We start from the raw sequence: 24,720 nt of genomic DNA on the forward strand, positions 1-24,720 counted from the left end.
TGGTTTCGTGCGGTTGCACGGACGTGCGCCGGCGGACGTCGTCGAGGGGGCGACGCCGGGTGGGGCGAGAACGGAATCCAGGAGGATCGGCGGCCGCGCGAGCTTGGCCGGCCCGGCGGCCCGGTTAGTTGAGGCGGGGCTTCTTCAGCAGGGCGTTGCGGTCGACCGAACGGATCTCGACCTCGAACACGTCCTGCTCGCGCTGGATGCGCAGCGCGATGGTGACGCCGGCCGGGCCCTGGTCCCAGAGGGCGGTGTAGAACTCGGTCAGGTCCGAGACCTCGTCGCCGTCGACGGCCAGGATCAGGTCGCCGGCCCGCAGTTCGGCGCGGGACGCGGGGCTGCCCGGCGACACGCCGACCAGGATGACCTGGGATTCGGTCTCCTGGGCGAAGACGCCCAGCCAGGGGCGGGGCGGATGGGCCGGCTTGCCGCGCGCCAGGTCGTCCAGGATCGGCGGCAGCAGTTCGGCGGGGACGAACATGTTCATGGGCTTGGCCACGCCGTCCTGCGACTGTCCCGACAGGCTGAGCGAGCCGACGCCGACCAGTTCGCCCTTGGGACCGATCAGGGCCGCGCCGCTCCAGTGGGGATGGGCCGGCTCGGTGATGATCGCCTCGTCCAGCAGGTATTCCCAATAGCCGGCGAAGGGCATGCGGGTCAGGGCGCGGCCGGCGGCGGCGTGGGCGCGTCCGCCGGCGCCGGCGATGATCACCGGGCTGCCCGGCTCCAGGACCTTTGAGGTGCCCAGGCGCAGCGCCGGCAGGCCCAGGGGCTCCAGCGCCTGGACCAGGCCCAGTCCCGTCTGGCCGTCGAAGCCCAGCACGTGGGCGTGGACGCGCCGGCCGTCGTTGAGGGTCAGCACCACCTCGCTGGCCTCGGTGATCAGATAGGCCATGGTCAGCACCAGGCCGCCTTCGCTGATCACCACGCCGTTCCCCAGCCGCTCGGTTCCCAGGATGCGCGCGGTGAAGGCGTCGGCCGGGACCTTGGACTCCAGGGCGACGACGCTGGACAGGGCGTGATCGAGGTCGAAGGCGTAGGCGCTGGCGGCGGGCCGCAGCCGCGCTTCGACCTCATGCCCCTGGAACGGTGAAGACAAGTCGATCTCCTCTAGGAGACTCAAATCTGGGGCGTGGCGCGGCGCGAACAAGAGGCGAGGGCGAAGAGGCGCGGCCGACGGCGGGTCTTCAGGCGGCCAGGGCGGACAGGTCCGTGGGGCGCTCCTGGCGACTGCGGCGCCAGCGGCTGGGCGGCTGGCCCACCAGCCCGCCGAAGGACCGGCAGAAGTGGGCCTGGTCCGAGAAGCCGCAGGCCAGGGCGATCTGGGCCAGGCTGTCGTGCGTGGTCAGCATCAGCTGCTTGGCCCGGGTGATGCGCCGCTCGATGATGTAGCTCTTGGCGGACTGGCCGAAGCTCTCCTTGAAGGCGTGGGAGAAGTAGCTGGGGCTCAGGCGGACCGCGGCGGCCACGTCGCGGACCTGCAGGTTGCGGTCGCTGTTGCTGTCGATGAAGTCGGTCGCCGTCCGCACCTGCCAGGGCGCCAGCTTGCCGGTCTGCTGGTCGCGGGTCAGGCGCTGGACCTCGGCTTCCAGCAGCTGGCTGGCGCGATGCATCAGCTCCCGCGCCGCGTCGGGATCGCGATCGAAGGCGCGAGAGGCGTCGGTGACCAGGCGCGCCAGCATCAGGGTCTGGTCGCGGGGCAGGGTGGAGGTTTGGTTCGCGTTCATGGAAGTCATGTCCAGCTCGCCACCTCTTCTTCAGAACCATTCCCGGGTGTTCACCCCAGGTCCAGTTCCGGTTTTGCTAGCATTGGATATGAGAAGCCGCAATGGTGCAGGTTAAAGCTTAGCTGTTAGCAAGTTTCGAAAACCGTCGTGATTTGTCGCCTACTGTCCCGCCGGGCGGCGTCCGGGCGGGTTCCGGTTTCTCGGACTTCGATTTCGAACTGCGATGTTTTTGAACAATTGATGACGCTTTGGGCAAGGAGCCCCGGCGCGCGGACGCCCGTCAGTCGTCGTTGTCTATGTTCTTGAATTGTTCTCGTTGGCGGTTCATGATCGGGCCATGGTCGCTCCCGCCAATCTCCCCGGTCACCCGCCGTCCGCCGGTCTCAGGGAAGGGGCGCGGGGGCGCGGGGCCAAGTCCAATCGCACGGGCCGTTTCGAGTCCCAGGTCAGCGAGGCCTTCGACGATGGCTGGGGCGAGGAGGAGGAACCGGCCCAGATCGCCACCACGCTCCAGCCGATGAAGTCGCGGACGATCATCGCCCGCAACGACAGCCCCGACGTGGGCTTCGAAAGCTCGATCAATCCCTATCGCGGCTGCAGCCACGGCTGCATCTACTGCTACGCCCGGCCGGCCCACACCTATCTGGGCCATTCGGCCGGCCTGGATTTCGAGACCAAGATCTATTTCAAGCCCGAGGCGGGCAAGCTGCTGGAGCGCGAGCTCTCCAAGCCGAAATACGTCCCCAAGGTGATCCATATCGGCGGCGACACCGATCCCTACCAACCCGACGAGCGCCAGCTGCGGGTGACGCGGGCGGTGATCGAGACGCTGGCCCGCTTCCGCCACCCGTTCACGATCATCACCAAGTCGAACCTGATCACCCGCGATCTCGACATCCTGGGGCCGATGGGCCAGGCGGGGCTGGCGCGGGCGGCGGTGTCGATCACCAGCCTGGACCACCGTCTGTCGCGCAGCATGGAGCCCAGGGCCTCGACGCCCGGGCGGCGGATCGACGCCGTGCGCCAGCTGGCGGCGGCGGGCGTGCCGACCACGGTGATGTTCGCCCCCTCGATCCCGTCGCTGAACGACCACGAGATGGAAGGCGTGCTGGAGGCCGCCGCCGCGGCCGGGGCGACCACGGCCGGCTATGTCGCCGTGCGCCTGCCGCTGGAGATCAAGGACCTGTTCGAGGAATGGCTGGCGGCCGAGCATCCCGACCGGGCCCGGCGGGTGATGTCCCTGGTCCGCCAGATGCGCGGCGGGGCGGCCTACAGCTCCGAATGGGGCAAGCGGATGACGGGCGAGGGGCCCGTCGCCCAGGTGATGAGCCAGAGGTTCCACCTGGCGCGGGCGAAGTTCGGCCTGGACCGCAAGTTGCCTCCGCTGGACTTGACCCAGTTCGCCGTGCCGCCCAAGGCCGGGGATCAGCTGTCGCTGTTCTAGGCCTGGGCCAGGCGCAGGCCGTCCGCCGCCGCCGAGACCCGGACGCCCGAATAGTCGGCGATGGCCGGATGGTCCAGGTCGAGCGGGTGGCGGTGGGTGGCGGTAATCATGATCACGTCGGCGCCGGCCGCCTCGCCCGCCAGCAGGCCGGCGGGGGCGTCCTCGAACACCAGGCAGGCTTCGGCCGCCACACCCAGCCGCCGGGCGGCCAGGGCGTAGCCGTCCGGGGCGGGCTTGCCGTGCGACACGTCCTCGGCGGTGATCAGCACGGCGGGAACCGGCAGGCCGGCGGCCTCCAGACGCCGCAGGGCCAGTTCGCGCTGGGCCGAGGTGACGACGGCCCAGCGGTCGGCGGGCAGGGTGCGCAGGAAGGCTTCCGCCCCCGGGATTGGGATCACGCCTTCGACGTCGGCGACCTCGGCGCGCAGGATCGCCAGGGTCTCGAGGGCGATGTCGATCCCGGCGAGGTTCTGGCGGCGGATGGTCTCCTCGGCCCGCACGCCGTGGATGGTGGGCAGGAAGGCCTCGACGTCCAGGCCGTGGCGGCGCGCCCAGTCGCCCCACACCCGTTCGGCCACGGCGATGGAATCGAGCACGGTCCCGTCCATGTCGAACAGGAAGGCGGCATAGGTCTTGGCGGGGATCATGGACGGGCTATGCCATGCTTCGCCGTCCAAAGTCTTGTCCGGGCAAGTCTCGGCTTGACCGGCGTCGCGCCGGATCGGAAGCAGGGCGCATGATCACCGTCGTCCTGCCGACCCGCAACAGCGCCGCGCGCCTGGTGCACGTCCTGCCCCTGCTGGTGCCCGCCGCCGTCGACGGCCTGGTCAAGGCGGTGGTGTTCGCCGACGCCGGCTCGACCGACGCCACCCTCGACATCGCCGAGGACAGCGGGGCGAAGGTGGTGCGCGCCGACGGCGACGCCGGGGCGCGGCTGGCGGCCGGCTGCGCGGCGGCCAGGAGCGCCTGGATCCTGGCGCTGGGCGAGGGCCTGGTCCTGCCCGAGGGCTGGCGCACGCCGGTCGAGGCGCATCTGGCGGGCGGCGGCGGCAAGCCGGCCTGGATCGCGGCTCCGGGTCTGTTCGGGCGTCCGCTGGCGGTCCTGGCGTCGCGCGAGGCCGTCGAGGCGGCCGGCGGCTTCAAGCCCGGCGGCGAGCCGCTGAAGGCGCTGCTGGGGCGGTTGAAGCCCAGGGCCGTTCGACTGAAGGTCTAGCGAACTCGCCCTCTCTCTTTGAGAGAGGGAGGGGCCCGCCGCGAAGCGGTGGGAGGGTGAGAGGTTATAATCTCTCAGAGCAAAGCGCTGACGACGATGACATGTGGACCGTTGTATCTGCGGCAGAAATCAGGAGCGCTTTGAAGCGCCTCGGCCGCTCTGGATTTGCTGGTGGGCGGTGAAACCTCTCACCCTCCCACCGCCTGCGGCGGCGGGCCCCTCCCTCTCTCTATGAGAGAGGGTTTCAGCCCTTACTGATCCAGCCGGAAGTCGATCACCCGCGCGCCGCTGGCCACCGCATCCAGGGTCTTGGTCTCGGCGCCCATCAGCTTGCGATAGGTCCAGTACGAGGCCATGACCTTCTCGACGTAGTTGCGGGTTTCCTGGGCCGGCAGGCTCTCGATCAGCAGCAGCGGGTCGCAGTCGGCGCCGCCGAGCTGTTCCTGGGTCTTGATCAGGGTGCCCGGGCCGCCGTTGTAGGCCGCCACGGCGCGGAACAGGTCGGGGCTCTGCAGGCCCCGGTCCATCAGCCAGGTGAAGTAGTCCTGGCCGACGCGCAGGTTGAAGCTGGGGTCGAACAGCGGCGTGGTGTCGGCCAGCAGCTTGTCGTCGCCGGCCGCGCGGGCGGCGGCCACCGGCATCAGCTGCATCAGGCCCACGGCGCCGGCGCCCGACATGGCGTAGGGGTCGAAGCGGCTTTCCTGGCGCACCAGGGCGTAGACCATGGCCTTGTCGATCGTGAAGCCGCCCTTGGGCTCCAGCGGGGGCAGGGGGTAGTCCTCGCCGCCCACGCGCTTGACCGCGCGGCCGGCGTTCAGCGGGGCCTTCTCGTTGAGGGCCAGGGCCAGGTCGGTCCAGTCGCCGCGGGCCTTGGGGTTGTCGCTGGCCAGGGACAGGCCGGCGCGCAGCTCCTGGCCGGCCTCGGCCCAGCGGCCGATCTGGGCCAGGGCGGCGGCGCGGCGGGCGCGGGGATCGGCGGCCAGCAGGCGGGCCAGCGAGTCCACGTCCGGCCCCTCGTACGAGACCTTGGTCAGGAGGGCGGCGATCGGGTCGTCCTGGGCCAGGGCCAGGCCGGACAGGGCCAGCTGGCGGGCGGCGATCATGCCGTAGAAGGTGTTGGGCGCGCGGGCGGCGGTGCTGAGCAGGTCCTCGACATCGCGGGCCTGGCCGCCCGAGGCGGCCGAGCGCGCGGCCCAGAACGCGGCGGCCGAGCGCAGCCATTCGTCCTGGTTCTCGTCGTCGGCGACCCGTTCGAAATAGGTCCGGGCCTGGGCGTAGGCCTGCAGGCGGAAGGCGGAGAGGCCGGCGATCCATGGCTCGCTCGCGGCCTGGGCCAGGGTCAGGGCCTTCTTCACGTCGCCGGAATAATAGGCCTCGCGGGCGGCGCGGGCCTTGTCGGCCGGGGCGGGGCCCTTGGCGCCGGCCACGAACAGGGCCGGGATTTTCGGGGCGGCGGCGCGGGCCGGCTTGCGCTTGACCGCCAGGGTGTAGACCCGGTCGGCCCCGGCCTGGTCGCCATAGGCGGCCAGCCAGTCGGTCAGCTCGTCATAGCTGGCCGAATAGGCGTTGGGGTGCATGATCTTGGTGAATTCCAGCCGGCCCCGCAGGCTGCGGTCGCGGGCGTTGGCGGCCGCGGCCTCGGCGGCGTCGAAGTCACCGTGGTCGGCGGCGGCGAAGGCGGCGCGATAGAAGCGGGCGTCGGCGTCCGACAGCGGCTCGAGCGCCGAGGCATGGGCGCTCACGGCGACGCTGAAAGCGGCCATGAGGCAAAACACGAAGGCCGAGAAAACGGCCAGAGGGCGAGCTAGAAGCTGCAATGCGTTTCCGCGCCCTTGCCCCGAAAGGCTCCCCGACGCGTCCCGTTCAACTGGTCGTCCGAATCTCTAGTTGGGACGCTCGGGGCGATCAAGTCTTTCGCTGAGCGTCAGCATGTCGGCCCAGGCCTTCTTCTTGGCGTCGGGCTTCCGCAGCAGGAACGCCGGATGCAAGGTGGGCAAGGCCGGAAGCTCGGTTTGGCCGTCGGCGGAGGTCCACTCGAACCACCGGCCGCGCAGCGACAATATGCCTTCCTCGCGCTTCAATAGGCTCTTGGCCGAGGCGCCGCCCACCAGCAGCAGGATCTTGGGCTGGACCAGCTGGATCGCCCGCTCCAGGAACGGCGCGCAGATCGCCTGCTCCTGCGGGGTCGGCGTGCGGTTGCCGGGCGGACGCCAGAACACGGTGTTGGTGACGAAGGCGCGGTCCAGCAGGCCGGCGGCCTTCAGCATGCGGTCCAGCAACTGGCCGGCGCGGCCGACGAAAGGCGCGCCCTGCTGGTCCTCGTCGGCGCCGGGGGCCTCGCCGATGATCATCAGCGGCGCGTCGGCCGGGCCGCGCGACACCACGGCCTGGCGCGCGCCCTGGGTCTTCAGCGGGCAGCCGTCGAAGGCGGCGATGGCGGCGGCCAGGGCGGGCAGGTCGGCGCAGGCGGCGGCCAGGGCCGTGGCCTCGGCGACGGCGGCGCCCAGGTCCGGGCCGCGTCCGAAGGCGGGAGCCACGACGGCGGCGACGGGCGGCGGAGGCGGGGGCTCGCGGCGGGCGCGCAGCATCGCCGCGCCTTCGGCCAGGCGATCGATCGGCTCGTCCGCGTACGAGGCCTCGACGCCCGCGTCGGCCCAGAAGGCGAGCAGGCTTTCCACGGCGCGCGGATCGACGGCGAGGTCCATGCCGTCTCTTAGCGCGATCCTCCGATCACCGCCACGTCAGCCGCTTGAAGATTGACGCTGCATCGCAGCAAAAAACATTCGTTTATTCTTGACCACCTCCGCGTCACCTCACGATAAGCTTCGACTCAAACAGCAAAGAACGCGGGCAGAGTGCGCCCGGGCGGGAGACCTCAATGAGCGAAGAGCTCGAACGCGAGTCGATGGAATACGACGTCGTCATCGTCGGCGGCGGACCGGCGGGCCTTTCGGCCGCCATCCGACTCAAGCAACTGGCGGCGCAGGCCGGGACCGAGGTTTCGGTGGCGGTGCTGGAAAAGGGCTCCGAGGTCGGCGCCCACATCCTGTCGGGCGCGGTGATCGACCCCAAGGGCCTGGCCGAGCTGTTCCCCGACTGGAAGGAACGCGGCGCGCCGCTGGAGACCCCGGTCAAGACCGACCGCTTCCGGCTGCTGGGCCCGCAGGGCGACATGGCCCTGCCGATGTTCGCCATGCCGCCGTTCATGCACAACCACGGCTGCTACATCGGCTCGCTGGGCAACCTCTCGCGCTGGCTGGCGGCCCAGGCCGAGGAACTGGGCGTCGAGATCTATCCGGGCTTCGCGGCTTCGGACATGGTCTGGAACGACGACGGCTCGCTGAAGGGCGTCGTGGTCGGCGTGGTCGGGATCGCCAAGGACGGCCACCACAAGCCCGACTACCAGCCGGGCATGGAGCTGCACGGCAAGTACGTGTTCATCGCCGAGGGCGTGCGCGGCTCGCTGGCCAAGCAGCTGATCGCCAAGTTCGACCTGTCGGCCGGAAAGTCGCCGCAGAAGTTCGGCATCGGCATCAAGGAACTGTGGCAGGTGCCGCCCGAGAAACACCAGCTGGGCCTGGTCGAGCACACGACCGGCTGGCCGCTGGACGACAAGACCGGCGGCGGCAGCTTCATGTACCACTTCGGGGACAACTACGTGTCCATCGGCTACGTGGTGCACCTCAACTACAAGAACCCCTGGATGTCGCCGTTCGACGAGTTCCAGCGGTTCAAGCACCATCCGGCGGTCAAGCCGCACCTGGAAGGCGGCAAGCGCATCGCCTACGGCGCGCGGGCCATCACCGAGGGCGGCTATCAGTCGGTCCCGAAGCTGACCTTCCCGGGCGGCGTGCTGATCGGCTGCTCGGCCGGCTTCGTCAACGTGCCGCGCATCAAGGGCAGCCATAACGCCGTCAAGACCGGCATGCTGGCCGCCGAGGCGGCCTTCGCCGCGATCGGCGCAGGGCGGGCCAGCGACGAGCTGATCGAATACCAGACCGCCTATGAAGGCTCGTGGGTGGCCAAGGAGCTGAAGGTCGTCCGCAACGCCAAGCCGCTGCTGGGCAAGCTGGGCACGTTCCTGGGCGGCGCGGCCGGCATGTTCGACATGTGGTGCACGCACCTGCTGGGCGGCTTCTCGTTCTTCGGCACGCTGAAGCACGACAAGACCGACGCGGAGTCGACCGGCCTGGCCAAGGACTACAAGCCCCTGGTCTATCCCAAGCCGGACGGCGTGATCAGCTTCGACAAGCTGAGCTCGGTGTTCCTGTCGGCCACCAACCACGAGGAAGACCAGCCGGCCCACCTGAAGCTGAAGGACCCGACGATCCCGATCACGGTCAACCTGCCCAAGTACGGCGAACCGGCGCGACTGTACTGCCCGGCGGGCGTCTACGAGGTGCTCTACAACGAGCAGGGCCAGGACCCGCGCTTCCAGATCAACGCCCAGAACTGCGTCCACTGCAAAACCTGCGATATCAAGGACCCGTCGCAGAACATCGTCTGGACCACGCCCGAGGGCGGCGGCGGCCCGACCTACCCGAACATGTAGAAGAGGGGCCTTTGAAAGGCCCCGATGGACGTCTAAGGCGCGGTTCGAACTTCGGACCGCGCCTTTTTCTTGCGGCCCGCCCGGAAACCGATGAGGGTGCGGATATGACGCGTACCAAGCTTCTCCTCGCCCTTCTCGCCGCCTCGACCCTGGGCGCCTGCGCCGCCGCGCCGCCCGGGCCGGACCTGCGCGGCCAGCTCGCCATGGGCTCGGCCTGGGGCTCCAGCCGGTCGGCCTACGGTCAGTTCCTGGCCGGCCAGGCGGCCCTGCTGAACGGCTCGAACGCCCAGGCGGCGAGCTATTTCGACGAGGCGCGGCAGCTGGGCGAAGACCCGGGCGTGCTGGCCGACCGCGCGTTCACCGCCGCCCTGCTGGCCGGCGACGTGTCGCGCGCCGCGGCCCTGGCGCCGCAGGGAACCGACGCCAACGAGCAGGTGCGCCGGCTGGGCGTGCTGACCCGGGTGGTCGACCTGATGGCCGTGGGCAAGGCCCGCGACGCCCAGACCCTGCTGAAGACCGAGACCCTGGGCTTCCCCCATCGTCCCGCCGCCGTCCTGCTGGCTCCCTGGCTGGCCGCCGCCGCGGGCGACGCCAACGGCGCGGTGGTGCGTCCCGAGCTGCAGGGCGACCGGTTCGTGCAGTATTTCGGCCAGCTGAGCCAGGCGCGGCTGTACGAGCGCGCCAAGCGCTATGACGAGGCCGAGACCGACTACAAGGCGCTGATGGCGATCGAGAACGCCCGCGCCTTGTTCGTCGAGGACTACGGCGCGTTCCTGGAACGCCGCAAGCGCCAGGCCGAGGCCCTGGCCCTGTACGACGCGGCCCTGGCGCGCGATCCGGACGACCAGGGCCTGCGGACGGCCCGGGCCCGCGCCGCGGCGCGCGGCCCCGCGCCGGCCATGCCGACCGACAAGCAGGGCGCGGCCCACATGCTGGTCGCCTGCGCCGCAACCTTCGCCAGCGAGCGCCAGAGCCAGTTCGGCCTGGCCTATCTGCGCCTGGCCCTGCGGCTGGACCCCAAGCGCGACGACGCCTGGCTGCTGGTCGGCGATCTGCTGGGCCAGGACGACGACGACGCCGGCGCCCGCGAGGCCTACGCCAAGGTGCCGTCGACCTCGCCGCGCTATGTCGCCGCCCAGTCGAAGCTGGCCTGGAGCCTCCAGGGCAGCGGCGAGAAGGACAAGGCCGTCGCCCTGGCGCACCAGTCCGCCGTGGCCGCGCCGAAGGACCGCGACGCCCAGATCACCTATGCCGACCTGCTGCGGGCCAACGAGCGCTGGTCGGAGTCGGCCGCCGCCCTGGACCCGCTGATCGCCGGCGAGGGCGACAAGCCCGATTGGCGGCTGCTCTACATGCGCGGCATCTCGCTGGAACGGGCCGGGCGCTGGCCGGACGCCGAGCGCGACCTGCTGACGGCGGTCAAGCTGAACCCGGACGAGCCCGACCTGCTGAACTATCTGGGCTATTCGTGGATCGATCGCGGCGTGCACCTGCCCGAGGCCATCGCCATGGTCCAGAAGGCCGTCGACGCCCGCCCGCAGTCGGGCGCGATGCTCGACTCCCTGGGCTGGGGCTACTACCGGCAGGGCGACTACAAGACCGCCGTGGCCAAGCTGGAGCAGGCCGTCGAGCTGGAGCCGGGCGACCCGGACGTCAACGGCCACCTGGGCGACGCCTACTGGCGCATCGGCCGCCAGGTCGAGGCGCGCTACCAGTGGCAGCGGGTGCTCAGCCTGGAGCCGGACGAGAAGCAGAAGGCCGAGGCCGAGGCCAAGCTCAAGGACGGCCTGGACGGTCCGCCGGCCAAGGTGGCCTCCAGCCAGTAGCCCGACGATTTCCTAGACGCTTCCCTCCGACGCTTCCCAGACGCTTCAAGGGCACGCCATGCGCCTCGACGCCTTCGCCCCGGCCAAGGTCAACCTGTTCCTGCACGTCGGTGGTCCCGACGCCGAGGGCTATCACCCGATCTCCAGCCTGATGCTGTTCGCCGACGTCGGCGACCGGGTCCGGCTGCAGGCGGCCGATGCGCCCAGCTTCGAGGCGACGGGGCGGTTCGGCGGCGAGATCCCGCTGGACGACGGCAATCTGGTGGTGCGGGCCGCGAACGCCCTGCGCGCCCGGCTGGGCGGGCCGGTCCCGCCGTTCCGCCTGATCCTCGACAAGGCCCTGCCGATCGCGGCCGGCCTGGGCGGGGGCTCCAGCGACGCGGGGGCGGCGTTGCGGCTGCTGCGCGGGGCCTTGGCCCCGGAGCTGTCCGACGCCGAACTGGAAGCCGTGGCCGGAAGCCTGGGCGCCGACGGCGCGGCCTGCCTGTGGGGCGCGCCGGTGATGGCGGAGGGCAGGGGCGAGCGCCTGTCGCCCGCGCCGGCCCTGCCGGAACTGCACGCCGTCCTGGTCAATCCGCTGGTCCCGTCGCCGACCGGGGCGGTCTACCGCGCTTACGACGCGGCGGTTCATCCCGAGGGCGAGGCGCCGCCGCCGATGCTGGACGGGCTGGAGAGCGCCGAGGAGGTTTGCGCCTGGCTGGCCGGCTTCACCCGCAACGACCTGCAGCCCCCGGCCGTGGCCCTGGAGCCGCGCATCGGCCAGGTGCTGGACCTGCTGGCCGACGAACCCGAGACCCTGCTGGCCCGGATGTCCGGCTCGGGCGCCACCTGCTTCGCCCTCTGCGCCGGCGACATCGAGGCCGAGGGCCTGGCCGAGCGGATCGAGCAGATGCGGCCGGACTGGTGGGTCAAGCGCTGCCGCCTGGGCGGGCCGTTCTAGGCGCCGACGGATGCTGCCGGGGACATGCCCTTGGGCGTGTCCCCAGGTTTCGCGCCGAGCCAAGCCGGGGACGCGCACTCACGACCGTGCGTTCGCCGGTTCGCAGGGCGCTTGGGGTGAGTGCGTGTCCCCCAAGTCGTCCGCTGAGTTGGGTGTCTAATCCTGTGACGCCGCGGCCGAAGGAGGGGACACGCACTCACACCACGGTCGTTGATTGACTGGCAGAGGCCTTGCCGTGAGTGCGTGTCCCCGTCACTGCGGCGGCCAAGTCGCTGAAATCACGGCGCTAAATCTTTATTCCCCGCAGGGTTTCCCGGCGGCCGCATAATGGCTCCACCTCGACGCGGGAAAGGGCGCATGGCCAGCGACCGATGCGGCGGCGGGGGGCGATCGAGCGGGAAGCTCCTTCGGCGGTCCGAAAGGATCAAACCCCATCCATCTGGTGCCGGCTGGGCTCGGAACACGGATACAGCGTTGGATGGGGGCCGGTTGAGCAGCAGGCGGGCGATGAGACGCTCGCGGTCCGGGACTGGGGATCGTTGCTCCAGCCCGCCCGTCGGAGGCTTCAAGGCGGCGAGGTTCCAATAGAACTCAGCGCCGTCGCGCTTCCGGATAACGACCGCGCGGAGCGATCGGGCTTCGTCGAAACGGTATTCTTTTTCAAAACTCCGGACGATGTCCGGCGCTCCGCAGCCCTTTCCACCCACTCAGCGGTGAACCGCGTGAGGACGATCCGTCGCGCCCCAAAAAGAAAAGCGCGGAAGCCGAAGCTTCCGCGCCCTCCCGATCCGAACCTGGGGTTCGAGCCTTCCCCAGCCTTAGCTGTGGTAGGCGCGTTCGCCGTGTTCGGAGATGTCCAGACCTTCTTCCTCGGCTTCCGGCGAAGCCTTCAGGCCGATGATCAGCTTGATCACGAAGAAGACGATGATCGAGGCGATGGCCGACCAGGCGATGGTGACGCAGACGCCCTTCAGCTGGGCCAGGACCTGGGTGCCCATGTTGTAGACCGCGTTGTCGCAGGTCGACAGGTCGCCGTCCTTGCCGCAGCTGGTGTAGTCGACGATGCCGGCGCCGCCGATGACGGGGTTGACCAGGATGCCGGTGCCGATGGCGCCGACGATGCCGCCGATGCCGTGGATGCCGAAGGCGTCCAGGCTGTCATCGTACTTCAGCGCGTTCTTCACGACCGAGCAGAAGAAGATGCAGATCGGCGAGACGACCAGACCCAGGATGACCGAACCCATCGGACCGGCGAAGCCGGCGGCGGGGGTGACGGCCACGAGGCCGGCCACGATGCCCGAAGCCAGGCCCAGGGCCGACGGCTTCTTGCGGGTGACCCACTCCACGAGGATCCACGACAGACCGGCGGCGGCGGTGGCCACGAAGGTGTTGATCATCGCCAGCGAGGCGTAGCCGTTCGATTCCAGGTTGGAGCCGGCGTTGAAGCCGAACCAGCCCACCCACAGCAGACCCGCGCCCACCAGGGTCAGGGTCAGGGAGTGCGGGGGCATCGGCTCCTTGCCGTAGCCTTGGCGCTTGCCCAGGATCAGGGCGCCGACCAGGGCCGCGACACCGGCGTTGATGTGCACCACGGTGCCGCCGGCGAAGTCCAGGGCGCCGAAGCCCCAGATCAGACCCGACTTGACGGCCGCGGTCGGAGCCTGGGCGATCGCGTCAGGACCCGGCCACCACCAGACCATGTGGGCCATCGGATAGTAGGAGAGCAGGGGCCACAGCACCGCGAAGGCGACGATGGCGGCGAACTTCATGCGCTCGACCAGCGAGCCGACCACGAGGGCGGCGGTGATCGCGGCGAAGGTCGCCTGGAACGAGATGAAGGTGAACTCGGGGATCACCACGCCGGTCGAGAACGTCGCGACGTTCGAGGCCGGGGTCACGTCCTTGAGGAACAGACGGCTCAGGCCGCCGACGTAGCTGTCCCAGCTGCCGCCGTCGGTGAAGGCGAAGCTGTAGCCCCACAGCACCCAGGCGACGAAGCCGATGATGGCGACGGTCGACACCTGCATCATCACCGACAGCATGTTCTTGGAGCGGACCAGGCCGCCGTAGAACAGGGCCAGGCCCGGCAGGATCATCAGCAGGACCAGCAGCGAGGACGTGAGCATCCACGCGTTGTCGCCCTTGTCGTTCTTGTCGACGATGGCGGCGGGAGCGGCCGCGGCGGGGGCCGGGGCGGCGGCGGCAGGCGCTGCGGCGGCGGGAGCCGGCGCGGCCTCGGCGGGCGCGGCGGCGGCCGGGGCCGCTGTGTCCTGAGCGAAGGCGACGGCTCCCAGCGGGGCCCCCGCCAGGGTCGCCGCGAGCATCAGCCCGGCCAGCGGTTTAAAGGTCAGTCTCATCGTTGGTATCCCCTTTTCCCCGACGAATTACAGAGCGGCCGGGCCGGTCTCGCCGGTCCGGATGCGAACGGCTTCCTCGACATTGAGGACGAAGATCTTGCCGTCGCCGATCTTGCCCGTGGCGGCGGCGGCCTTGACCGCCTCGACCGCCTTGGCGGCCGACGCGTCGTCGACCACGGCTTCCAGCTTCACTTTCGGCACGAAGTTCACTTGGTATTCCGCGCCGCGATAGATTTCGGTCTGGCCCTTCTGACGGCCGTAGCCCTTGACCTCGGACACGGTCAGGCCTTCGACGCCCGCGGCGACGAGCGCCTCGCGGACCTCGTCGAGCTTGAAGGGTTTGACGATCGCTATGATCAGTTTCATCCGCCTTGCTCCGACCCGCCGACTGCGCGGGCTCCCCTTGAAATTGGCTTTAGAGCGCGTTGCTCGTTCGCACCGCGACGCGGACCCAGCGGTCCTCGTCGTTTCCCCGGCGGGTTTCACGCTATCGGTCGCGCTTCGGACATGACTGTCGCGTGGTCGGGATTTGGCGGTGAAAGGGGCGCGGCGCCTAAAAATCGTGCATTAGGGACGTTGGGCGCACGGAAACGCGGCGTTTCGCCCTGCGGAGGGCGGGGTGGCCGAGCTTGTCGCGAAGCGCTTACAATCGCCGACCCCGCATCGCGTTTTGGAGTTCCCGCCGCCCATGCCGTCCCTCTGGTTGAAGATCGCGCCCTGGTGCCTGCTGATCGCCTCGAACGTCTTCATGACCTTCGCCTGGTACGGCCATCTGAAGAATCGCTCGACGACGATGCTGGTGGCCATCTTCAGCAGCTGGCTGATCGCCCTGCCGGAATACTTGCTGGCCGTGCCCGCCAACCGGCTGGGCCACCAAGTCTACACGACGGCTCAGCTGAAGACCGGCCAGGAAGCGATCACCCTGATCGTCTTCACGCTGTTCTCGGTGTTCTTCCTGGGCGAGGCGATCAGCTGGAAGGCGCTGGTCGGCTTCGGCTTCATCTTCGTGGGCGTGGCGATCGTGATGTTCTTCAAGTAAAGCGTTCACGAACCCGTGATCCTCGCAACGGACTCAAGCTTTGGACGCTGATTGGGCTGTATTTCCTCAATAAGGATCAGCCCCATGTTTGTGCGTATCGCTACCGCCACCGCCGCCCTGGCGCTGATGTCCGGCGTGGCCATGGCCCAGTCCACCGCCCCCGCCGGCGCGCCGGTGAACCCGGACCCCACCGCCGCCGCCCCGGCCGACCAGACGATGCCGGCCGACCCGACGGCCACCACCACGACGACCACCACCACGACCGAGTCGACCACGGCTCCGACCGGCGCGGCGACCGACACGGCCGGCCGCGTCTCGTCGATGCCGGCCGAGCAGCAGGCCGGTCTGAAGGCCGGCGACCCGAACGTGGTCTCCAACCAGCCGGTCGCCGACACCCCGGAAAACCGCAAGCTCTACGGCGCGCCGCTGTCGAACGCCGGACGTCACACCGCCGCCAAGGGCAACTAGGCCCTTCAGCGGTCCCAACGAGCTTGAAGCGTCAGTCGGCGGGCCCTATGGTCCGCCGACTTTTTTCTGGCCCTGTTCGGACCCTGATGCCCGCCGCGAAAACCCAAGAAAAACCGAGGTCTTTCCAGGACCTCATCCTGACGCTCCACGACTACTGGAGCGCCCAGGGCTGCGTGATCCTGCAGCCGCACGACGTCGAGGTGGGGGCGGGGACCCTGCACCCGGCCACGGTGCTGCGGGCTCTCGGTCCCAAGCCCTGGAACGCGGCCTACGTCCAGCCCTCGCGCCGTCCGGGCGACGGCCGCTACGGCGAGAACCCCAACCGCCTGCAGCACTATTACCAGTACCAGGTGATCCTGAAGCCGAACCCGCCGAACATGCAGGACCTGTACCTGGGTTCGCTGGAGGCCATCGGCCTGGACCTGCGCACCCACGACATCCGCTTCGTCGAGGACGACTGGGAAAACCCCACCGTCGGCGCCTGGGGCCTGGGCTGGGAAGTCTGGTGCGACGGCATGGAGGTCAGCCAGTACACCTACTTCCAGCAGGTGGGCGGCCTAGACGTCTCGCCGGTGGCGGGCGAGCTGACCTACGGCCTGGAACGCCTGGCCATGTACGTGTTCGGCGTCGACAACGTCTACGACCTGCCGTTCAACGATCCCGACGCGCCGCTGGGCCACCTGACCTATGGCGACGTGTTCCTGGAGAACGAGCGCCAGCAGTCGGAGGCCAACTTCCACGGCTACGACGTGGCCGTGCTCAAGCGCCAGTTCGAGGACATGGAAGAGCAGGTGCCGCTGATGCTGGCCCGCTCGTACCAGGGCAAGTCCCTGGTGCTGCCCGCCTACGACATGGTCCTGAAGGCCAGCCACCTCTTCAACCTGATGAACGCCCGCGGCGCGATCGCCGTCGCCGAGCGCGCCAGCTACATCGGCCGCATCCGCGACCTCTGTAAGCTGTGCGCCAGCGCCTGGGTCGAGCAGCAGGAAGCCGCGTAAAGTCATGCCCCAACTGCTTCTCGAACTGTTCTCCGAAGAAATCCCCGCCCGCATGCAGGCCGGCGCCGCGCGCGACCTGGAGCGGATGGCGCGCGAGCACCTGGCCGCCGCCGGCTTCCTGCCCGAGGCCCTGAAGACCTTCGCCGGCCCGCGCCGCCTGACCCTGGTGGTCGAGGGCCTGCCGATCGCCCAGGCCGACCGCAAGGAAGAGCTGAAGGGCCCGCGCGTCGGCGCGCCGCCCCAGGCCATGGAAGGCTTCCTGCGCAAGGCGGGCCTGACCCAGGACCAACTGGTCGAGCGCGACGGCGTCTGGATGGCCTTCATCGAGAAGACCGGCCGCCCGACCACCGAGATCGTCGCCGAGATGGTGGAAGCGATCATCCGCGGCTTCCCGTGGCCCAAGTCGATGACGTGGGGCACGAGCAAGCTGCGCTGGGTGCGGCCGCTGAAGCGCATCCTCTGCGTCTTCGACCGCGAGGTCGTGCCGTTCGCCATCGAGGGCATCGAGGCCGGCGACATCACCGAAGGCCACCGCTTCATGCGCGTGGGCTTCGGCTGGGGCGGCCAGCCGTTCAAGGCGCGCGACTTCGACGAATACGCCAAGGGCCTGCTCGAGCACTTCGTCGTGCTGGACGTCGAGGAGCGCAAGGCGCGCATCCTGGAAGGCTGCAAGACCCTGTGCTTTGCCCGCAATCTGGAACTGGTCGAAGACCTGGGCCTGCTGGAGGAAGTCGCCGGCCTGGCCGAGTGGCCGACCCCGGTGCTGGGCGACATGGACCCGGCGTTCCTGGACCTACCCGGCGAGGTGATCCGCACCTCGATGCGCACGCACCAGAAGTACTTCGCGGTCCGCGACCCCGCGACCGGCGGCCTGGCCCCGCACTTCATCACCATCGCCAACGTCCAGTCGGCCGACGGCGGGGCGGTGATCGCCGCCGGCAACGCCAAGGTGCTGAGCTCGCGTCTGTCCGACGCCAGGTTCTTCTGGGACGAGGACGTCAAGGTCGGCTTCGAGCCGTGGCTGGAGAAGCTGAACGGCGTGACCTTCCACGCCAAGCTCGGGACCATGGCGCAGCGCGTCGAGCGCATCGTCGCCCTGGCCGGCGAGATCGCGCCGCTGGTCGGCGCCGACGTCGCCAAGGCCAAGGAAGCCGCGCGCCTGGCCAAGGCCGACCTGGCCTCGCAGATGGTCGGCGAGTTCCCCGAGCTGCAGGGCCTGATGGGCGGCTACTACGCCCGCGCCGCCGGCCTGGACCCCGAGATCGCCGACGCCATCCGCGACCACTACAAGCCGCAGGGGCCGTCGGACGCCGTCCCGACCGCGCCGCTGAGCGTGGCCGTGGCCCTGGCCGACAAGCTGGACACGCTGGTGGGCTTCTTCGCCATCGACGAGAAGCCGACGGGGTCGAAGGATCCCTATGCGTTGCGTCGCGCCGCGCTGGGCGTGATCCGCATCCTTCTCACGGGCGTGCGCATTCCGCTCTCTGACCCGCTGGCGATCGCCTGGCTTCGGACGCAAGCGGCGCATGAGGTCCGACAACCGGTTCCCACCGCCCCGGGCATCATCACCAAGCGTACCATCGGCATCAGCGTCTATCCTGACAGCGAGTTCTCCGGAGAAGTGGATCCGGTGGCGCAGGCCCAACTCGATCAAGCGGTCGCCGAGCTCCTGACCTTCTTCGCCGACCGCCTGAAGGTTACCCTCAAGGACCAAGGCAAGCGCCACGACCTCGTCGACGCCGTGTTCGCGCTCGGCGACGACGACCTGGTGCGCATCGTCGCCCGGGTCGAGGCCCTGGACGGGTTCCTCAAGACCGACGACGGCAAGAACCTGCTGGCCGGTTACAAGCGTGCGTCCAACATCCTCAAGGCCGAGGAGAAGAAGGGCTGGAAGGGCGAGGGCGAGGCGGAACTCCTGCCCAACGCCTCCGAGCCCGAGGTCGCCCTGCACGACGCCTTGCGCCTGGTGCGCCAGCCGCTGGCCGACGCCCTGAAGGCCGAGGACTTCACCGCCGCCATGCAGGAGCTGGCCGGGCTGCGCGGTCCGGTCGACGCCTTCCTGGACGGCGTGTTCGTCAATTCGGACGTCGCCGCCGAGCGCGACAGCCGCCTGAAGACCCTGGCCGCCGTCCGCGACGCCATGGGCCAGGTGGCCGATTTCTCGCTGATCGGCGGCTAGGGGACGAAGACCTCGCTGGTGTCCATCCGCACGCTGCGGATGGCCCGGCAGGCGTCGTCGGAGGCCCGATGGACCTCGGGCACGAAGCTCAGCAGCAGCGAGCGCCGCCGCGCGCCCGAGCGGTTGAGCGTCGCCCCGTGCAGCAGGTCGGCGTCGAACACCAGGATGTCGCCCGCCTCGCCCGACAGGGTGAGGGACAGGGTCTCGTCCGGCTCGCCCTGATCGAGGGGACGGGGGACCACCCGAGTGGCCCCGTTGTCCGGCGTGTAGGCGTCGAGGAAGACCAAGGCCGAGACGACCTTCCGGCCCGCGCCGTCCCGGTGCAGGACCTGGTGGCCCTGGCCCGGCAACGGCTCGCGGCCTTCGACCTGGCTGAGGAAGAACGGGCCGTCCAGCATCCGTGCCGCGGCACCCAGCAGGGGCGGCAGGCGGCAGGTCGCCTGCACGACGGGGTCCAGGTCGAGCAAGGCGTGGCGCCAGCCCGCGCCGCGCGCCACGGCCCATTGCTCCGGCGGTCCCACCCCGGCGTCGAAGGCGGCGCGCAGGCTCTCGCGCCAGGCCTCGGGCACGGCCCCGCGCAGCAGCAGATAGCCGTCGCGGTCGAGGGCGGCGGCCTGCGCGGCTTCGAGCGGTGCGACCTTTGTGGGCGTGACGAGATCGGTCATGGGCGCTCGAAGCCTAGCTGTGGCGCCGGCTCCGCGCCAGTCGTGCGCGACGCCGGCCTAGGCGTCCGCCGTCGTCCGCAGTCCCGCCAGGGCCGCCACCAGGCCTTCGGGATCGATCGGCTTGGGCTGGACGCCGTCGAAACCCAGAGCCTTCAGCGACCGGACGCTGGCGGTCATGACGTCCGCCGTCAGGGCCACCACCGGGACGGCCGGGTCGCCGGCCTCGCCGGCGCGGATCGCCGCCAGGGCGGCTGGGCCGTCCATGCGCGGCATGTGGATGTCCATCAGCACCGCGTCGAAACGCTGGATCCGCAGGCGGGCCAGGGCGTCGAAGCCGTCCTCGGCCGTGGTCACCGCGCAGCCGAAGGCCTCCAGCAGGGTCTGGGCGACGATGCGGTTGGTGGCGTTGTCGTCGACGATCAGCACCCGGCAGCCGGTCAGGTCGAGGCTCGCCGTCGTATCGGCGGGCTTCGGCGCCGGTTCGCAGCGCGGCAGGCGCAGGTCGACGGTGAAGGTCGAGCCCAGCCCCTTGCGGCTGTCCACGGCGATGTCGCCGCCCATCATCCGCGCCAGACGACGGCAGATAGCCAGGCCCAGGCCCGAGCCGCCGAAGCGCCGGGCCACCGAGGCGTCGGCTTGAGCGAAGGCGTCGAACAGGCGGGCCTGGTCCGCGGCCGACATGCCCGCGCCGGTGTCGGAGACGGCGATCTTCAGCCTGGCCACGCCGTCGGCGTCGTCGGCCACGCGCACCGCCAGCTGGACCTCGCCGGCCTCGGTGAACTTCAGGGCGTTGGACAGCAGGTTCATCATGATCTGGCGCAGCCGGGTCGGGTCGCCCAGCAGCCAGGTCGGAGCGGCCGGCTCCAGGACGCAGGTCAGCAGCAGACCCTTGGCCTCGGCGGCCTGGCTCCAGTGTTCGCCGACCTGCTCGACCTCGGCGGCCAGATCGAACGGCAGGCTTTCCAGGTCCAGCTTGCCGGCCTCCACCTTGGACAGGTCGAGGATGTCGTTGAGCAGGGTCAGCAGGCCCTCGCCCGAGCGGCGCAGGATGCGCACCTGCTGGGTCTGGCGCGACGACAGCCGCTCCAGCTCCAGGGCGCGCGCCATGCCCAGCACCCCGGTCATCGGCGTGCGCAGCTCGTGGCTCATCAGGGCCAGGAACGAGGACTTGGCCTGGTTGGCGGCGACGGCCTCGGCGCGCGAGGTCTCCAGCAGCTCGGCCTGCCGGCGGTTGGCCAGGGTGGCGCGCAGGCTGTAGACGGCTGAGATCGCCGCCCCCAGGGCGACGAAGACCTGCTCCTGTCCCTTGAAGCCCGCGAAGAAGCCGCACAGGACCACCAGCAGGAGGGCCGGTCCGCCGCCCATCATGATGAACATCGGCTTGGAGCGCGAGGCGAAGGCCTGGCCGTGGATCATCTGGGCGATCAGCAGCAGGATCGCCGCCACGCGCATGGCCGGGCCGCCCAGGAACCATAGCCCCAGCACATAGGTCCACCAGACGAGGTTGGTCCACGCCACCGCCAGGAAATAGAGCAGCCGTTGGCGGGCGGTGGGACGCTGGCCCCGTCGCTGGGGCGTGGCGGTGATCCAGGTTGAGACCTCGGCGATCACCATCGCGGCGGTCCAGGGCAGGGTGACCGCCCAGCCGAGATTGACGCCGGCCATGACCACGCAGAAGGCCGAGCCCAGCAGGCGAAGTCCCAGGGTCGGCAGCGAGGTGACCGTGACGGTGTCCATGCCGTCGTCCAGCCATTTCGACCTGTACGCCACGCGTTCGCCCTCCCGCAATCGAGCGAACGTGTTCAGTCACGCCTGGGACGTCAGGTCAAATTAAATTGCGAAACAGTCGCACCTAAGTCGGGTCCCGGACTCAGGACCCCAGCGCGAATCCCGGATAGCCCTCGGCCGCGACCTTGTCGCAGTGGATCTTATAGCCTTCGCCGACATAGGGCATGAACACCCGGGGCTTCCCCGGGATGTTGGCGCCCATGTACCAGGAGGCCGCGCGGGGGAAGAGGGTCTTGTCGGCCTCGTCGTTGACGTGGGCGACCCAATCCTCCTGGGCGTCGGCGGTCGCCTCCAGGGTCGCGGCGTTGGTGCTCCGCACGTGGGCTATGGCGTCCATGATCCAGTCCACGTGCTGCTCACAGGCGGTCAGGACGTTGGTCAGCACCGACGGGCTGCCCGGGCCGGTGACGGTGAACAGGTTGGGGAAGCCGGCCACGGCCAGGCCCAGATAGGTCTTGGGACCCTCGGCCCAGGCCTCGGCCAGGGGACGACCGCCACGGCCGCGGATGTCCATCCGCAGCAGGGCCCCGGTCATGGCGTCGAAGCCCAGGGCGCTGACGATCACGTCGACGGCGTATTCCCGCTGGCTGGTGCGCACGCCCGTCGGGGTGATGGCCTCGATCGGCGTCTCGCGCAGGTCGACCAGTTCGACATTGTCGCGGTTGAAGGTCTCGTAATAGCCGGTGTCGACGCAGGCGCGCTTGGTCATGATCGGGAAGTCGCGCGGGGTCAGCTTGTCGGCCAGGGCCGGGTCCTTGACGGTCTCGGCGATCCGGGCCCGCACGAAGTCGCCGGCGGCCTGGTTGCACCGCTCGTCGCGGACGATGTTGGGGATCTGCACGGCCGAGATCAGGCCCCAGCCGTTCCAAAGCTGGGCGACCAGGGCGTTCAGCTCCTCGTCGGAGGGCACGTAGTCGGCCGGCGGGATGGGCAGGGGCGGCTGGCCGCTGCGCAGCAGCTCGACATACATCGGGAAATTGGCCCGGAAGCCGGCCACTTCCTCGTCGGTCAGCGGAGCGTTCAGGGCCGGCAGGCTGTAGTTGGGCGTGCGCTGGAAGACGTAGACCTGGTCGGCCTGCTCGGCGATCAGGGGCGTAGACTGCACCGCCGACGAACCGGTGCCGAGCACCGCCACCCGCTTGCCGGTGAAGTCGACGGGCTCGTGCGGCCACAGGCCGGTGACCAGGGTCCTGCCCCGGAAGGTCTCGGCGCCGGGCAGGTCCAGGCCGCGCGGGGCCGACAGGCAGCCGGTGGCCATCACGCAGAACCGGGCGGTGATCTGGTCGCCTTTGTCGGTGGTCACCCGCCAGAGCTTGGCGTCCTCGTCGAAGATCGCCGAGACCACGCGGGTTTCGAACAGGAAGGACGGGCGCAGGTCGAAGCGGTCGGCTACGTGCCGGGCGTAGGCCAGGATCTCGGGCTGGGTGGCGTACTTCTCGGTCCACCGCCATTCGGCCTGGAGGTCGTCCGAGAAGGTGTAGGAATAGAGCAGGCTGGGAATGTCGCAGCGGGCGCCGGGATAGCGGTTCCACCACCAGGTGCCGCCGACGTCGCCGGCGGCCTCGACGCCCTGGACCGAAAGGCCGGCCTGACGCAGCCGGTGGACCATGTAGAGCCCGCCGAAGCCGGCCCCGACGACCACGGCGTCCAGCGGCGCGTGGGCGGGAGTGCGGACGGCTTCGCGAGCGGCCGCGCTCGCGGTCGTTACTGACGCCATGGTTTCCTCCCCGGTTCTTGTTTCCGCCCCTGAGGGCGACCGGTGGAGTGGAGGCTACGGAACTGCCCTAGGGGCAGTCCATCCCTGTCTACCCGCCGACCACGCGCAGGGCGGGGCGCTCGACCCATGCGCGCTGAAGCGGCACGTCGAAATGGAAGGTCGAGCCGCGGCCCGGGACGCTGTCGACGCCGATCACGCCGCCCATCAGGGCGACCAGGTCGTGGCAGATCGCCAGCCCCAGGCCCGAGCCCTCGTGGGCGCGGGTCAAGGAGCCGTCGACCTGGGAGAAGATCTTGAACAGCCTGGGGCGGTGCTCCGGCGCGATGCCCGGACCGGTGTCGCGGACCTCGAACCGCAGCCCGGTCTCGGTGGGCGACACGACGATCCGCACCGAGCCCTGGCGGGTGAACTTCACGGCGTTGGCGACCAGGTTGCCCAGCACCTGACTCAGGCGGATCGGGTCGCCGATCCAGGTCCCTTCGCAGCCGGTGGCCAGGTCGAACGACAGGGCGATGGCCTTGTTGGCCGCGGCGCCGGAGAAGAGGGCGCAGGTCGCCTCGACCAGGGCGGCCGGCTCGAACGGTTCGGCGCGCAGCCGGACCCCGCCGCCTTCCAGCCGCGCCATGTCGAGGATGTCGTTGAGCAGGGTCAGCAGCGCCTCGCCCGAATGCCGGATCACGTCCAGGCGGTGGCGCTGGCGCTCGGGCAACTGGTCGGCCTGCATGACCTGGGTCATGCCCAGCACGCCGTTCAGCGGGGTGCGGATCTCGTGGCTCATATTGGCCAGGAACTGGGTCTTGGCGGCGTTGGCGGCCTCGGCCTCTTCCTTGGCCGCGATCATGGCCCGCTGGCTGGCGGCCAGCTTGTTCAGGGCGTCGGCGACGCGCAGCAGCAGCACGACCGCTGCGGCGGCCAGGATGACGAAGCCCAGGGCCAGCCAGGGCGCTCCGGCCTTCAGCAGCGACATGCCCGGATCGCGCGCCGGCCAGGTCAGGGACCCGACCGGGCGGCCGGAAATGTCGATCAGCGGCACGCTGGACACGCTGGGAGCGGTCGCGGCGCTCAGGGTCAGGCCCTCGATGCCCAGGTCGTTCTGCAGGCCGCGCGTGTAGCCGGCGCCGACCCGGCGCGCGGTGACGACCACGGCGGGCGGGATGTCCTGGGTGAGCTGGGCCATGCGAGGGGTCTCGGCGATCGCGTCGGCGGCCACGACCAGGTAGATCTCGTCGCCGGAACGGACCAGGCCGCCTTTCGAGGTCGAACCTTCGAGGCTGAAGCGCTTGGCCGCGTGGGCGGTCCGGGCCTTGGCGGCGACCCCGGCGATCAGCGGCGCCGCGTCGTGGGGCAGGGCGCCCAGGGCCATCGCCGACACCCGCGCGCCGGCCAGCGAGCCGTAGATCACCTGGCCGTCGCGGACGATGAAGGTCAGGTCGTGCCCGAAGTACTGGTGGTAGTACTCGGCGAAATTGACGTCGGCCCAGGTTCGGTCGACGGGCGGCCCCATGGCCTGGGCGGCGTCGTCCCAGACCGTCGCCGAGGTCAGGTCGCGGGCCATGCGGTTGAGGTCGCGCTGGATCGTGCGCTGGACCAGCTCGTGCTCGTCCTGGCTTTCCATGTGGTCCAGCGAGCGGGCGGCGAACAGCATCAGGACCAGGCTGCCCACCACGGATACGGCGACCAGGATGATGCTGGCTCCGACGATCCAGTGGATCGACCGCAACCCGCGCGTCAGGGAAGGGGGATTGAGCCACGCCATGCCTCCGGCATAGCTCATTTTCCGCGCCACAGGCGGCGTACGCGGCTC

At 70.0% G+C, this 24,720-nt stretch carries 20 protein-coding genes; 9 read left to right on the forward strand and 11 right to left on the reverse strand.

Annotated elements, in window-relative coordinates:
• Positions 1-124: 124 nt before the first annotated feature.
• Positions 125-1,102: a S1C family serine protease gene (locus tag BR39_RS0114370; RefSeq protein ID WP_029913164.1), complete on the reverse strand. Its 978-nt coding sequence runs from the start codon at positions 1,100-1,102 to the stop codon at positions 125-127.
• An 88-nt stretch (positions 1,103-1,190) separates the two neighbouring features.
• Positions 1,191-1,730 carry a helix-turn-helix transcriptional regulator gene (locus BR39_RS0114375; RefSeq protein ID WP_231499470.1) on the reverse strand — a complete coding sequence of 180 codons (540 nt, stop codon included), beginning with the start codon at positions 1,728-1,730 and terminating at the stop codon, positions 1,191-1,193.
• Between the two features lie 337 nt (positions 1,731-2,067).
• Between BR39_RS0114375 and BR39_RS0114380 the strand changes: the two genes are divergently transcribed.
• Positions 2,068-3,174, forward strand: a complete 1,107-nt coding sequence (locus tag BR39_RS0114380; RefSeq protein ID WP_029913169.1) for a PA0069 family radical SAM protein — start codon at positions 2,068-2,070, stop codon at positions 3,172-3,174.
• Here BR39_RS0114380 and BR39_RS0114385 read toward each other — a convergent pair.
• Positions 3,171-3,821 (reverse strand): HAD-IA family hydrolase, encoded by a 651-nt coding sequence (locus tag BR39_RS0114385; protein WP_029913172.1) that lies wholly within the window; start codon positions 3,819-3,821, stop codon positions 3,171-3,173. The genes BR39_RS0114380 and BR39_RS0114385 overlap by 4 nt on opposite strands.
• Before the next feature lie 89 nt (positions 3,822-3,910).
• Between BR39_RS0114385 and BR39_RS0114390 the strand changes: the two genes are divergently transcribed.
• Entirely contained in the window at positions 3,911-4,387 is a 477-nt protein-coding gene (locus BR39_RS0114390; RefSeq protein WP_029913176.1) for a glycosyltransferase, read from the forward strand.
• Positions 4,388-4,638: 251 nt separating this feature from the next.
• Here BR39_RS0114390 and BR39_RS0114395 read toward each other — a convergent pair whose 3' ends face one another.
• Positions 4,639-6,150 carry a lytic transglycosylase domain-containing protein gene (locus tag BR39_RS0114395; protein WP_231499471.1) on the reverse strand — a complete coding sequence of 504 codons (1,512 nt, stop codon included), beginning with the start codon at positions 6,148-6,150 and terminating at the stop codon, positions 4,639-4,641.
• A 120-nt stretch (positions 6,151-6,270) separates the two neighbouring features.
• Entirely contained in the window at positions 6,271-7,092 is an 822-nt protein-coding gene (locus BR39_RS0114400) for a uracil-DNA glycosylase (RefSeq protein ID WP_029913181.1), read from the reverse strand.
• 173 nt (positions 7,093-7,265) lie between these two features.
• Between BR39_RS0114400 and BR39_RS0114405 the strand changes: the two genes are divergently transcribed.
• The 3 genes from BR39_RS0114405 (at position 7,266) to BR39_RS0114415 (ending at position 11,705) form a co-directional block, all read left to right on the forward strand.
• Complete coding sequence (locus BR39_RS0114405) at positions 7,266-8,939, forward strand: electron transfer flavoprotein-ubiquinone oxidoreductase (protein ID WP_029913183.1); 1,674 nt, start codon at positions 7,266-7,268, stop codon at positions 8,937-8,939.
• A 104-nt stretch (positions 8,940-9,043) separates the two neighbouring features.
• Entirely contained in the window at positions 9,044-10,765 is a 1,722-nt protein-coding gene (locus tag BR39_RS0114410) for a M48 family metallopeptidase (protein WP_029913187.1), read from the forward strand.
• 58 nt (positions 10,766-10,823) lie between these two features.
• Positions 10,824-11,705 carry a 4-(cytidine 5'-diphospho)-2-C-methyl-D-erythritol kinase gene (locus tag BR39_RS0114415; protein WP_029913189.1) on the forward strand — a complete coding sequence of 294 codons (882 nt, stop codon included), beginning with the start codon at positions 10,824-10,826 and terminating at the stop codon, positions 11,703-11,705.
• Positions 11,706-12,523: 818 nt separating this feature from the next.
• On the opposite strand, the gene BR39_RS0114420 is transcribed toward BR39_RS0114415, so the two are convergent.
• Positions 12,524-14,062 (reverse strand): ammonium transporter, encoded by a 1,539-nt coding sequence (locus BR39_RS0114420; protein WP_029913203.1) that lies wholly within the window; start codon positions 14,060-14,062, stop codon positions 12,524-12,526.
• A gap of 27 nt (positions 14,063-14,089) precedes the next feature.
• On the reverse strand, positions 14,090-14,428 hold the full coding sequence (locus BR39_RS0114425) for a P-II family nitrogen regulator (RefSeq protein ID WP_007665036.1): 339 nt from the start codon (positions 14,426-14,428) through the stop codon (positions 14,090-14,092).
• A gap of 322 nt (positions 14,429-14,750) precedes the next feature.
• On the opposite strand from BR39_RS0114425, the gene BR39_RS0114430 reads away from it, so the two are divergent.
• From BR39_RS0114430 to glyS, 4 genes are all read left to right on the forward strand, one after another.
• Complete coding sequence (locus BR39_RS0114430) at positions 14,751-15,101, forward strand: DMT family protein (protein ID WP_029913207.1); 351 nt, start codon at positions 14,751-14,753, stop codon at positions 15,099-15,101.
• 84 nt (positions 15,102-15,185) lie between these two features.
• Positions 15,186-15,569, forward strand: a complete 384-nt coding sequence (locus tag BR39_RS0114435) for a hypothetical protein (RefSeq protein ID WP_029913210.1) — start codon at positions 15,186-15,188, stop codon at positions 15,567-15,569.
• 86 nt (positions 15,570-15,655) lie between these two features.
• Positions 15,656-16,567, forward strand: coding sequence for a glycine--tRNA ligase subunit alpha (locus BR39_RS0114440; RefSeq protein WP_029913212.1), 912 nt, complete (start codon positions 15,656-15,658; stop codon positions 16,565-16,567).
• A gap of 4 nt (positions 16,568-16,571) precedes the next feature.
• Positions 16,572-18,746 (forward strand): glycine--tRNA ligase subunit beta, encoded by a 2,175-nt coding sequence (gene glyS / locus BR39_RS0114445; protein WP_029913215.1) that lies wholly within the window; start codon positions 16,572-16,574, stop codon positions 18,744-18,746.
• Here the strand turns inward: glyS and BR39_RS0114450 are convergent.
• The 4 genes from BR39_RS0114450 to BR39_RS0114465 all read right to left on the reverse strand — a co-directional run bounded on the left by BR39_RS0114450 (position 18,743) and on the right by BR39_RS0114465 (position 24,690).
• Positions 18,743-19,411: a phytanoyl-CoA dioxygenase family protein gene (locus BR39_RS0114450; protein WP_029913217.1), complete on the reverse strand. Its 669-nt coding sequence runs from the start codon at positions 19,409-19,411 to the stop codon at positions 18,743-18,745. The genes glyS and BR39_RS0114450 overlap by 4 nt on opposite strands.
• A 57-nt stretch (positions 19,412-19,468) precedes the next feature.
• Complete coding sequence (locus BR39_RS0114455; protein ID WP_156035774.1) at positions 19,469-21,181, reverse strand: ATP-binding protein; 1,713 nt, start codon at positions 21,179-21,181, stop codon at positions 19,469-19,471.
• A 100-nt stretch (positions 21,182-21,281) separates the two neighbouring features.
• Positions 21,282-22,916, reverse strand: a complete 1,635-nt coding sequence (locus tag BR39_RS0114460; RefSeq protein WP_029913223.1) for an NAD(P)/FAD-dependent oxidoreductase — start codon at positions 22,914-22,916, stop codon at positions 21,282-21,284.
• A gap of 88 nt (positions 22,917-23,004) precedes the next feature.
• Positions 23,005-24,690, reverse strand: coding sequence for an ATP-binding protein (locus tag BR39_RS0114465; protein WP_231499472.1), 1,686 nt, complete (start codon positions 24,688-24,690; stop codon positions 23,005-23,007).
• Positions 24,691-24,720 lie beyond the last annotated feature (30 nt).

It is taken from the genome of Caulobacter sp. UNC358MFTsu5.1 (assembly GCF_000712075.1).
GTDB lineage: Bacteria > Pseudomonadota > Alphaproteobacteria > Caulobacterales > Caulobacteraceae > Caulobacter.

Coding starts and splice junctions, on each gene's coding strand:
- BR39_RS0114375 (WP_231499470.1), bottom strand. CDS start 1,730: ATGAACGCGAACCAAACCTCCACCCTGCCCCGCGACCAGACCCTGATG.
- BR39_RS0114380 (WP_029913169.1), top strand. CDS start 2,068: ATGGTCGCTCCCGCCAATCTCCCCGGTCACCCGCCGTCCGCCGGTCTC.
- BR39_RS0114385 (WP_029913172.1), bottom strand. CDS start 3,821: ATGATCCCCGCCAAGACCTATGCCGCCTTCCTGTTCGACATGGACGGG.
- BR39_RS0114390 (WP_029913176.1), top strand. CDS start 3,911: ATGATCACCGTCGTCCTGCCGACCCGCAACAGCGCCGCGCGCCTGGTG.
- BR39_RS0114395 (WP_231499471.1), bottom strand. CDS start 6,150: ATGGCCGCTTTCAGCGTCGCCGTGAGCGCCCATGCCTCGGCGCTCGAG.
- BR39_RS0114400 (WP_029913181.1), bottom strand. CDS start 7,092: ATGGACCTCGCCGTCGATCCGCGCGCCGTGGAAAGCCTGCTCGCCTTC.
- BR39_RS0114405 (WP_029913183.1), top strand. CDS start 7,266: ATGAGCGAAGAGCTCGAACGCGAGTCGATGGAATACGACGTCGTCATC.
- BR39_RS0114410 (WP_029913187.1), top strand. CDS start 9,044: ATGACGCGTACCAAGCTTCTCCTCGCCCTTCTCGCCGCCTCGACCCTG.
- BR39_RS0114415 (WP_029913189.1), top strand. CDS start 10,824: ATGCGCCTCGACGCCTTCGCCCCGGCCAAGGTCAACCTGTTCCTGCAC.
- BR39_RS0114420 (WP_029913203.1), bottom strand. CDS start 14,062: ATGAGACTGACCTTTAAACCGCTGGCCGGGCTGATGCTCGCGGCGACC.
- BR39_RS0114425 (WP_007665036.1), bottom strand. CDS start 14,428: ATGAAACTGATCATAGCGATCGTCAAACCCTTCAAGCTCGACGAGGTC.
- BR39_RS0114430 (WP_029913207.1), top strand. CDS start 14,751: ATGCCGTCCCTCTGGTTGAAGATCGCGCCCTGGTGCCTGCTGATCGCC.
- BR39_RS0114435 (WP_029913210.1), top strand. CDS start 15,186: ATGTTTGTGCGTATCGCTACCGCCACCGCCGCCCTGGCGCTGATGTCC.
- BR39_RS0114440 (WP_029913212.1), top strand. CDS start 15,656: ATGCCCGCCGCGAAAACCCAAGAAAAACCGAGGTCTTTCCAGGACCTC.
- glyS (WP_029913215.1), top strand. CDS start 16,572: ATGCCCCAACTGCTTCTCGAACTGTTCTCCGAAGAAATCCCCGCCCGC.
- BR39_RS0114450 (WP_029913217.1), bottom strand. CDS start 19,411: ATGACCGATCTCGTCACGCCCACAAAGGTCGCACCGCTCGAAGCCGCG.
- BR39_RS0114460 (WP_029913223.1), bottom strand. CDS start 22,916: ATGGCGTCAGTAACGACCGCGAGCGCGGCCGCTCGCGAAGCCGTCCGC.
- BR39_RS0114465 (WP_231499472.1), bottom strand. CDS start 24,690: ATGAGCTATGCCGGAGGCATGGCGTGGCTCAATCCCCCTTCCCTGACG.